The sequence below is a fragment of the Microbacterium sp. genome (genome assembly GCF_030149085.1).
Lineage (GTDB): Bacteria > Actinomycetota > Actinomycetes > Actinomycetales > Microbacteriaceae > Microbacterium.
The window spans coordinates 1-9,448 of the sequence record NZ_JASBSF010000045.1; the positions used below are offsets into that span (position 1 = coordinate 1).

At 65.3% G+C, this 9,448-nt stretch carries 8 protein-coding genes and 1 tRNA gene; 6 read left to right on the forward strand and 3 right to left on the reverse strand.

Annotated features, from left to right (window positions below; translation table 11 throughout):
• Positions 1–127: 127 nt before the first annotated feature.
• A tRNA-Leu gene (locus Q1V87_RS01825) sits at positions 128–210 on the reverse strand.
• A 38-nt stretch (positions 211–248) separates the two neighbouring features.
• On the opposite strand from Q1V87_RS01825, the gene Q1V87_RS01830 reads away from it, so the two are divergent.
• Entirely contained in the window at positions 249–869 is a 621-nt protein-coding gene (locus Q1V87_RS01830) for a response regulator (protein ID WP_300590605.1), read from the forward strand.
• A 66-nt stretch (positions 870–935) separates the two neighbouring features.
• On the opposite strand, the gene Q1V87_RS01835 is transcribed toward Q1V87_RS01830, so the two are convergent.
• Complete coding sequence (locus Q1V87_RS01835; RefSeq protein ID WP_292710446.1) at positions 936–1,391, reverse strand: hotdog fold thioesterase; 456 nt, start codon at positions 1,389–1,391, stop codon at positions 936–938.
• 50 nt (positions 1,392–1,441) lie between these two features.
• Here Q1V87_RS01835 and polA point away from each other — a divergent pair, with 50 nt between their 5' ends.
• Genes polA through Q1V87_RS01860 form a run of 5 tightly spaced genes read left to right on the forward strand, consistent with a single transcriptional unit; the run spans position 1,442 to position 7,885 of the window.
• Positions 1,442–4,090 (forward strand): DNA polymerase I, encoded by a 2,649-nt coding sequence (gene polA / locus Q1V87_RS01840; protein WP_300590606.1) that lies wholly within the window; start codon positions 1,442–1,444, stop codon positions 4,088–4,090.
• A 27-nt stretch (positions 4,091–4,117) separates the two neighbouring features.
• Complete coding sequence (locus Q1V87_RS01845) at positions 4,118–5,791, forward strand: DUF885 domain-containing protein (RefSeq protein ID WP_300590607.1); 1,674 nt, start codon at positions 4,118–4,120, stop codon at positions 5,789–5,791.
• 60 nt (positions 5,792–5,851) lie between these two features.
• The gene (locus Q1V87_RS01850) at positions 5,852–6,916 is read left to right on the forward strand and encodes an LLM class flavin-dependent oxidoreductase (RefSeq protein ID WP_300590608.1); all 1,065 of its coding nucleotides are present in this window, start codon (positions 5,852–5,854) and stop codon (positions 6,914–6,916) included.
• A 4-nt stretch (positions 6,917–6,920) separates the two neighbouring features.
• Positions 6,921–7,685, forward strand: coding sequence for an SGNH/GDSL hydrolase family protein (locus Q1V87_RS01855; RefSeq protein ID WP_300590609.1), 765 nt, complete (start codon positions 6,921–6,923; stop codon positions 7,683–7,685).
• 32 nt (positions 7,686–7,717) lie between these two features.
• Entirely contained in the window at positions 7,718–7,885 is a 168-nt protein-coding gene (locus tag Q1V87_RS01860; protein ID WP_300590610.1) for a hypothetical protein, read from the forward strand.
• A 93-nt stretch (positions 7,886–7,978) separates the two neighbouring features.
• Here Q1V87_RS01860 and Q1V87_RS01865 read toward each other — a convergent pair whose 3' ends face one another.
• Positions 7,979–9,325, reverse strand: coding sequence for a D-alanyl-D-alanine carboxypeptidase (locus Q1V87_RS01865; protein ID WP_300590611.1), 1,347 nt, complete (start codon positions 9,323–9,325; stop codon positions 7,979–7,981).
• Positions 9,326–9,448 lie beyond the last annotated feature (123 nt).

Sequence of the window (9,448 nt, forward strand, 5' to 3'; positions counted from 1 at the left end):
TCAAGAGCAAGGCACTCGGGAACCAGTTCTTCGGCGCCTGAGCCGCGCCCATCGTGCGCTCTTCCCAAGCCGCACGATCGAGACATGAGAAGAGCCGCACCCCTGGCGGGTCGCGGCTCTTCTCACGTGCCGGTGGTGGGAGTCGAACCCACACGCCCTTTCGGGCAACCGATTTTGAGTCGGTCGCGTCTGCCATTCCGCCACACCGGCCGGGGACGTCCGCATTGACCATACCGTAGGATTCAAAGGTGACAGAGCAAGAGCAGGCAGCTACGTCCGCCGCCAACACCCCCCGCCGTGTCGTCGTAGCCGAAGATGAGTCCCTCATCCGACTCGATATCGTCGAAATCCTTCGCGACAACGGGTTCGATGTCGTCGGCGAAGCCGGGGACGGCGAGAGCGCGGTTCAGCTGGCCACGGAGCTGCGTCCTGACCTGGTCATCATGGACGTCAAGATGCCCCAGCTCGATGGCATCTCCGCCGCCGAGAAGCTCAACAAGAACAACATCGCGCCGGTCGTCCTGTTGACCGCGTTCAGCCAGAAGGAACTCGTTGAGCGTGCGAGCGAGGCTGGTGCTCTCGCTTATGTGGTGAAGCCCTTCACCCCGAACGATCTGCTTCCGGCGATCGAAATCGCCCTCGCCCGCCACGAGCAGATCCTCACCCTCGAGGCAGAGGTTGCCGACATGGTGGAGCGGTTCGAGACCCGCAAGCTCGTGGATCGCGCCAAGGGACTGCTCAACGAGAAGATGGGCCTGTCCGAACCTGAGGCGTTCCGGTGGATTCAGAAGGCATCGATGGACCGCCGGCTCACGATGCAAGACGTCGCCAAGGCGATCATCGAGCAGCTGGCGCCGAAGAAGGCCTGAGGCCTCGGCGTCGGTCGGCCGGCAGCTGCACTCCCGCGTCGCATCGGTTCACGCGCGAAAGTTGGCTCATCCCTCGGGGCGGGTGAGCTCCTCGGGGAGCGGAACATCCTTGATGAGGTTCGTGATGCGGATGGTGGAGCATCGTCGCCCCTCGTCGTCGGAGACGACGATCTCGTGAACTGTCATGCTTCGCCCGAGGTGCACGGGGGTGCACACGCCTGTCACCAGACCCGAGCGGGCGGATCGCGTATGGGTCGCGTTGATATCGACACCGACAGCGAGGCGGCCCGGGCCCGCCCACAGATTCGCAGACATCGACCCCAGGGACTCGCCCAACACGACGTATGCGCCGCCGTGCATGAGGCCCACTGGCTGCGTGTTGCCCTCAACGGGCATGGTCGCAACGGAACGTTCAACCGTGAACTCGAGGAACTGCATCCCCATCTTCTCGGCGAGGGTCCCCATGCCGCGCTGCGCCGCCCACTCCATGCCATTGACGTTCACCGGATGCTGCGTGCTCATGACCACCCTCGGGGAGAAGTGCTGTCGGAAGCCGTGGGTAGGCTGACAGAGTGACGGACTCCTCGAAGCCTACCCTCCTGGTCGTCGACGGCCACTCGCTGGCCTTTCGGGCGTTTTTCGCCCTCCCCGTCGAGAACTTCACCACCAAGGATGGTCAGCACACGAACGGGATCTACGGGTTCCTGTCGATGTTTGTGAACCTGGTCAAGGCCGAGAAGCCCACGCATGTCGCTGTAGCTTTCGACACTTCGCGCCAGTCGTTCCGTACCCGTGAGTACGCGGAATACAAGGCGAACCGTGCCGAGACCCCGAAGGAGTTCCAGGGCCAGATCCCCCTGCTGCAGGACTGCCTCCGGGCCATGAACATCACGGTGCTCCAGCAAGAAGACATCGAAGCCGACGACATCCTCGCCACTCTGGCAACCCGGGGCGCGGATGCCGGGTATCACGTGCTCGTCTGCTCGGGTGACCGCGACACGATTCAGCTCGTGGATGAGCGCATCACACTGCTCTACCCGAGTGTGCAGGGGGTGTCCCAACTCAAGCGGTACGACCCTGAAGCGGTACGCGAGCGTTACGGCGTTTCGCCTGAGCAGTACCCCGACATCGCGGCCCTGGTCGGCGAGACCAGCGACAATCTCCCCGGCGTCCCCAAGGTGGGGGAGAAGACGGCGGTGAAGTGGCTGACCCAGTTCGGCACCCTTGAAGACCTGCTCGAGAACGCCGACCGTGTCACGGGAGTGGTGGGCAACAACCTGCGCGAGCACCTCGATGACGTCAAGCGCAACCGCGCGCTGAATCGGCTCTTGCGCGACGTCGAGCTGCCGGTCGGCCCCGACGAGCTAGCTGTCACCGGTATGGATGCACAGGGCGTTCGCGACATCTTCGCGCGGCTGGAGTTTCGTACCCTGCTGCCGCGCGTGTTCGAGGCCTTTGGCGGCGAGGAACCCGCGGATGCAGCGCCGGCGGTGCATCTGCCGGTTGCCACAGAGGCGAACTCCGATGCTGTGGCTGCGTGGCTGGCAGGCGGCGTCGGCGAGGTCGCGGTGACTGTCGTTCCAAGCGCAGGCGCCGCGAGTTCGGCATCCCTCCCGGCCCGTGTGGGGTTCGCGCGCGAAGCCGATGTTGTCGAAACCAGCTGGACGACAGAGTCGGCGGCCCACCTCTCGGGCTGGTTCGCGTCCGATAGCCCGAAAGTTTTCGCCGACGCCAAGGCCCAGATCAAGATGCTGCGTCGTGCGGGCGTCACCGTCGGGGGTGTCGCGTTCGACACTGCGTTGGCCGGGTGGCTTCTTCGTCCGAGCTTCCCCGACAAGACACTCGCAGATCTCGTCGACCGCTACCTGGGGGAGAAGCTCCCTGAGGCCGATCCGACGCAGCTGATTCCCGAAACCGAGGGCGCCACTCCCGGGCAGCTGTCGTGGTTCACGCTGCGGGTCGCGAACGCGCTTCGGGCTGAACTGCCGGATGACCTCGCCGGCGTGCTCCGCGAGATCGAGCTTCCGACCCTCGACGCGCTCGTCGACATGGAGCTGGACGGGGTGGCAGTCTCGCACGAGACGCTTGCCGCGTTCTCGGCAGAACTCGGCGCCCGCGCCGATGCGATCGCCGCCGAAGCTTTCGACACAATCGGTCGCGAGGTCAACCTCGGGTCCCCGAAGCAGCTCCAGGAGGTGCTCTTCGAAGAGCTGGGACTCCCCAAGACCCGCAAGACGAAGACCGGCTACTCGACGGATGCCGCGGTTCTGGCCGATCTGCAAGAGACCAATCCGCATCCGTTCCTTGGTCTGCTCCTCCAGCATCGCGAGGCGACCAAGCTCAGGCAGATCATCGAGTCGCTGGATGCCGCTATCGGCACCGACGGCCGAATCCACACAACCTACGTGCAGACGGGGAGCCAAACGGGGCGCCTCTCGAGCACCGACCCCAATCTGCAGAACATCCCCATCCGGACCGAAGACAGCCGCCGTATCCGTTCGGCATTCGTTGTCGGCGCCGGGTATGAAACCCTCCTGACCGCCGACTACTCGCAAATCGAAATGCGCATCATGGCGCACCTGTCGGAGGACCCCGGGCTCATCGAGGCCTTCAATTCGGGTGAGGATCTGCATCGCTTCGTCGGCGCGCGCGTGTTCGGTGTGGACCCCGCCGATGTCACCCCGCAGATGCGCACGAAGGTCAAAGCCATGTCGTACGGCCTCGTCTACGGCCTCTCTGCCTTCGGGCTGTCCAAGCAGCTGCGCATCGAACAAGCCGAGGCCAAGCAGCTCATGATGGAGTACTTCGCGCGATTCGGCGCGGTGCGCGACTACCTGCGCGCTTCTGTCGAGAAGGCTCGGATAGACGGGTACACCGAGACGATCTTCGGTCGCCGCCGCCCCTTCCCAGACCTCACCAGCCCGAACCGTGTTCTGCGCGAGAATGCCGAACGCGCTGCGCTCAACGCACCCATCCAGGGCAGCGCTGCCGACATCATGAAGATCGCGCTGTTCCGCATCCACCAAGACCTCCGCGACAGCGATCTGCGTTCGCGGGTGTTGCTGCAGATCCACGACGAGCTCGTTGTCGAAGTCGCGCCGGGGGAGTGGGACCGGGTCGAAGAGATCGTCAGGCAGAGGATGGCTGACGCGGCGACCCTGTCCGTGCCGTTGGATGTCGAAGTGGGCCGCGGCGGCGATTGGAATCTCGCCGGGCACTGACCGCTCGTTCTGGTTAGGCTCGAACGCATGACTGAAGCTCCTCGATCTGCCACGCCCATCGACGCGATCGCAGATGCGTGGGTCGACACGCTCGCGGAGCGTGTCCCCACCCTCGCCACCTACATCGGTCGCTCCGAGCACAATGCACGCTACGGCGACTATTCTCCAGCGGGCGCTGACGCACTCGCCGACGAAGCCCGCACGACGCTCGCTGCGCTGCGCACCACCGAGCCCGTGGACGACATCGATCGCGTCACGAAAGCAGACCTTACCCGCGAGCTGGAACTCGACCTCGAACTCCACGACGCCCAGTGGCATCTTCGCGACCTGAACGTGATCGCCTCGCCGCCGCAGGACATCCGCGCGGTCTTCGACCTCATGCCCACCGACACAGCGGAGGACTGGTCTGTCATCGCGACGCGACTGGGAGCGGTCCCAGAGGCGGTACGCGGCTACATCGAAACCCTCCGAGCCGGAGTCTCAGCTGGGGTCGTACCCGCCAGGCGCCAGGTGCGCGAAGTCGTCACCCAGATCGGGCGCTACACGAGTGACCGCGGCTTCTTCGCGGAGTTCGCCGCCGAGGCCGCACCCAACGACGGGCAGCTTCCGGCATCCCTCGCCCGTGAGCTCGCCGACGCGGCGGGCGCTGCCCGCGTGGCGTACGAAGAGCTCGCCGATGTTCTCTCCGCCGAGGTCGGCCCTGCCGCTTCCGAGCAGGACGGAGTCGGCCGGGACCTGTACGCGCTGCACTCTCGACGCTTCCTCGGTGCGACCATCGACCTCGATGAAACCTACGAGTGGGGCATCGAAGAGCTCGCGCGCATGGTCGCCGAGCAGGAACAGATCGCCGACGAGATCGTTTCCGGCGCGAGCGTCGAGGAGGCTGTCGCGTTCCTCGAGAGAGATGCCTCGCGAAAGCTTCACGGTACCGAGGCGCTGCAAACGTGGATGCAGCAGACGAGCGATCATGCCGTGGCAGAGCTCGGGAAGACGCACTTCGACATCCCCGAACCGATCCGCACGCTCGAGTGCATGATCGCGCCCACCAAGGAGGGCGGGATCTACTACACCGGCCCGACCGATGACTTCTCGCGCGCCGGGCGCATGTGGTGGTCGGTTCCGGAGGGCGTCGCGGACTTCGACACGTGGCGAGAACTGACGACCGTGTATCACGAGGGCGTTCCCGGTCACCACCTGCAGATCGCTCAGGCCGTCTACAACCGCGCACAACTCAACTCGTGGCGGCGTCTGCTGGCCGGTACGTCGGGCCACGCGGAGGGTTGGGCGCTGTACGCGGAGCGCCTCATGGAGCAGCTCGGCTACCTGGATGACCCCGCTGACCGGCTCGGCATGCTCGACGGGCAGCGGATGCGGGCAGCGCGCGTCGTGTTGGATATCGGCGTCCACCTCGGCAAGCCCCGCTTGGACGGCGAAGGCGTATGGGACCACGACTACGCCCTCGCCTTCATGCGCCGCAACGTCAACATGTCGGACGAGTTCATTCAGTTCGAGGTCAACCGCTACCTCGGCTGGCCCGGGCAGGCTCCGTCCTACAAGGTGGGTCAGCGCATCTGGGAACAGTTGCGAGACACCGTTGCCGAGCAACAGGGCGACGCGTTCGACATCAAGGCGTTTCACAAGCGCGCGCTCGACATCGGCGGAGTTGGGCTCGACACGCTACGTGCGGCGTTGCTGATCTGAGGAATGGAATAGGGACCGGACCCGTATGGTTCTATGCACATGCATGGAAAGGATGCCGTCATGATTCAGTTCGGTCTCGATACCTTCGGTGATGTCACGGTCGATGAGAGCGGAGCGCCCCTCTCTGACGCACAGACGCTGCGCAATCTTGTCGACCAAGCTGTGCTCGCCGACGAACTCGGCATCTCGTTCATCGGCGTCGGCGAGCACCATCGGCCCGACTTCGCGGTGTCGAGCCCCGAGATCGTGCTCGCGGCCATCGCCGGGCGGACCCGCGACATCCACCTCGGCACTGCCGTGACGGTTCTCTCGTCAGACGATCCGGTGCGGGTCTACGAGCGGTTCGCGACCCTGGATGCCATCTCGAACGGTCGTGCCGAGGTGGTACTGGGCCGCGGGAGCTTCATCGAGTCCTTCCCCCTGTTCGGGTACGACCTGAAGGATTACGAGGCCCTGTTCGAGGAGAAGCTCGAACTGTTCTCCCTCTTGCGCCAGGAGCGCCCGGTCACCTGGTCCGGAACCACCCGCGCCGCGCTCACTGGTGCTGACGTGTACCCGAAGACCGAGGGATCCGGCCTCACGACCTGGGTGGGCGTCGGAGGGTCACCCGAATCCGTCGTCCGGACAGCGCGGTACGGCTTCGGCCTCATGCTCGCGATCATCGGCGGACCCGCTGAGCGCTTCGCACCCTATGTTGAGCTCTTCCATCGTTCGCTGGCCTCGTTCGGGCACGATCGCAAGCCGGTCGGCGTCCACTCGCCGGGTCACATCGCCGATACCGATGAGCAGGCGTGGGAACAGGCGTATCCTGCGTTCGAAGCGATGAACAACCGTATCGGAGCCGAACGCGGGTGGCCGCCCTACAGTCGGATGCGGTTCCAGCACGACGTCGGAGCCGGGGGAGCGGTTCACTCGGGGTCACCCGACCGGGTTGCTCGCAAGATCGCCGACACCGTGTTGACGCTGGGGATCGACCGTTTCGATCTGAAGTACTCGAACGGCACGCTCGGACACGAGCAGCTGATGCGCTCGATCGAGCTCTACGGCACCAGGGTGATCCCGATGGCGCGCGAGATGATCGCGGAAGGCGCAGACCGGCAGCGCGATGGGGCACCCGTAGGCTAGGGGAGTGCAGGAGATCCGCTACGTTGCCATCGGTGATTCCTTCTCCGAAGGCGTCGGCGACGAGCTGCCTGACGGCACCGTCCGGGGGTGGGCAGACCTCACCGCTCTCGGCTGGGCCAACGCACTCGGTGCTCCGATCGCGTATGCGAACTTCGCCATCCGCGGCAAGCTTGCGTGGCCCATCGTGGAAGAGCAACTGGAGCCGGCCCTCGCTCTCCGTCCGACCCACCTTTCGTTCAACGGGGGAGGCAACGACATGCTGCGACCCCGCACGACGATCGAGAGCATCGCGAATGCCTTCAGCACCGTCCTGCGCCGGTGCGATGAGGAAGGGGTCCGTCTGGTTCTGCTCTCGGGCGCCAACCCCTCAGCCCAGCTGCCGTTCCGGTCGCTGATCCAACGCCGCGGAGACGACCTCTCGCGGGCAGTAGTGGCACGAGTCGCCGACCGTCCCGATGTTGTCCGGGCCCTCAACTGGCCGGATCGCGAGCTGTCGCATCCGTCGTTCTGGTCTGCCGACAGGCTGCACATGAACTCGCGCGGGCACCACCGGGTGGCTGCGCGCCTCCTCGGCGCCCTGGGCCACCCCGCACCAGGGGAGTGGTGGTCGATGCCCGAGCAGTCCACCGCCGACGCGGTGCGTGGTTTGGCCTACTATCGCGCGCACGTCGGCCCATGGGTTCGTCGACGACTGACAGGCACGTCGTCGGGTGATGGCCGGATGCCGAAGTTCGGGAATTGGGTGACGATCGAGCCCGCTGGAGCCTGAGCTGGTCTATCGTGGGGCACAAGGGTGTGGCGATGATGACGTTCTGGAACCGGGTGACTCGCCTCTTTGTTCGCAAGCCCGTCTCGTTCTCCGAGGCGAAAGAAGGCCGCGAAGCGCAGGAAGCTGTTGATCGAGCGCGGGCTGCCGCTCAGCATCAGTTCCAAGAAAGAACCGTGCGCAACAGCGGCTGGTTCATGTGACTCCGCCCGGATGAGGCCATATGCCAGATCCGGAATCTAGTGTCAAGGCGCTCTGGGTGACCACGGTGAGCTGCGCGCCGACTGGTGACGAGTTCAGCCCGCGACGAGCTCCGTAGGGTGTGTCAGTCGCCACCAGTCGGTCGGCGGATCGATTGACTCGGTCACGATGAGGTCAGCGCTCTCGCTGTGCGGACCGGCTGTCCAGGTGATCTGACCCACGACGTCGCCGGTCGCGAACTCGGTCGGGTTGTCCATCGCAACCTCGACCGCGATCGGTGTGTCAGACCACGTGAAGATGTCGACGTCGCGCGCGATCACAACCTCCGTGGTTCCACCCCACGGTGCCGTGACGGTGCCGATGTGGTCGCCTGCCAGTCCGACAGGGACGTCGTGGAACCCCCGGCGGATGCTGTCGAGCATGCGAAGCACATCGGCATTGGCTGACTCCCGCGTCGCGCCGCCCTGGATTGCGCCTGTGACATCCAGGTGCATGCCTGCGATGTCCAAGCCCGCTGTGAACACGAACGCGTAGGTCCCGTACCCGAGGTTGCCGGTCTTCATCCCCGTTACTCCGTCGACGCCCAGCAAGGCGTTGGTGTTCTGCAGTGATCCGGGCCCCGGGATCGTGAGCGAGGCTGTTCCGACGATCGACGCGAGGGTCGGGTTTGCGGCGGCAAGCTTTGCGATAGCGACCAGATCAGTGGGCGTGCTGACATTCGCGGAGTCGAGCCCCGTGGGTTCGACGACCGTCGTGCCGGCCAGACCATGGGCCTGGAGCCAGTCGCTGGCCGCCGCGCGGAAGCTGGATACCGAGCCGAACGCCCACCGACTGATGGCCTCGGCGTAGTTGCTCGCAGAGGGGATCAGCATCGTGGCCAGCGCATCGTGCAGCGACATCCGTGTGCCCGTGGGCATTGCCGCGATCGTCGCTCCACGAACGTAGTACTGGTCGTAGAGATCGTGATCGGCTTTCGAGAACGTGATCGTCGGGCCGGGATCGGATGCGTCCGCGAGCGGGTACTTCTCAAGTACGACGAGTGCCGTGATGATCTTGCTGACGCTCGCCATGACCTGCGGATCCTGGGGACCGGACGTCTGCCAGATTCCACTCGCGCCCTCGCCGAGATACACTTCCCCGCCTGACACGCTCAGTGCTGAAGAGCCGAAAGACGGAAGCGAGATCTGAGCTGCAACGGGAGACTCGACGGTCGGCGTCTGCCACTCCAGCGTCGCGGCAGGCAGGGGAGTGTTCAGCGCCCAGGCGACGTACCCACCCGTCGCCACCATCCCGACAACCATCACGATGGCGATCACGAGACCCGTGATGCGCAACGCCCGCGAGGGACCGTTGGTGACGACAAACGCGTCGTCGTCCGAGTCCGGGGTCATGAGGTCAGCGATCGTGACCTGTTCGTCGGCGTCCGGGGGAGGAGTGGTCATGACAGCCGACCCTTGGCGCTCACCGCGCAACCAGGCCAGGCACGATCATCTGAACCGACACGTCCCCGCATCCGACACGCCCTCCGCGTCACGCACCACACCCGATAGAACGAGGCTAACCCG

Bases quoted from the DNA above. Each gene is read 5' to 3' on its own strand.
- Q1V87_RS01835 (WP_292710446.1), bottom strand. From the start codon at position 1,391: ATGAGCACGCAGCATCCGGTGAACGTCAATGGCATGGAGTGGGCGGCG.
- Q1V87_RS01845 (WP_300590607.1), top strand. From the start codon at position 4,118: ATGACTGAAGCTCCTCGATCTGCCACGCCCATCGACGCGATCGCAGAT.
- Q1V87_RS01850 (WP_300590608.1), top strand. From the start codon at position 5,852: ATGATTCAGTTCGGTCTCGATACCTTCGGTGATGTCACGGTCGATGAG.
- Q1V87_RS01860 (WP_300590610.1), top strand. From the start codon at position 7,718: ATGATGACGTTCTGGAACCGGGTGACTCGCCTCTTTGTTCGCAAGCCC.
- Q1V87_RS01865 (WP_300590611.1), bottom strand. From the start codon at position 9,325: ATGACCACTCCTCCCCCGGACGCCGACGAACAGGTCACGATCGCTGAC.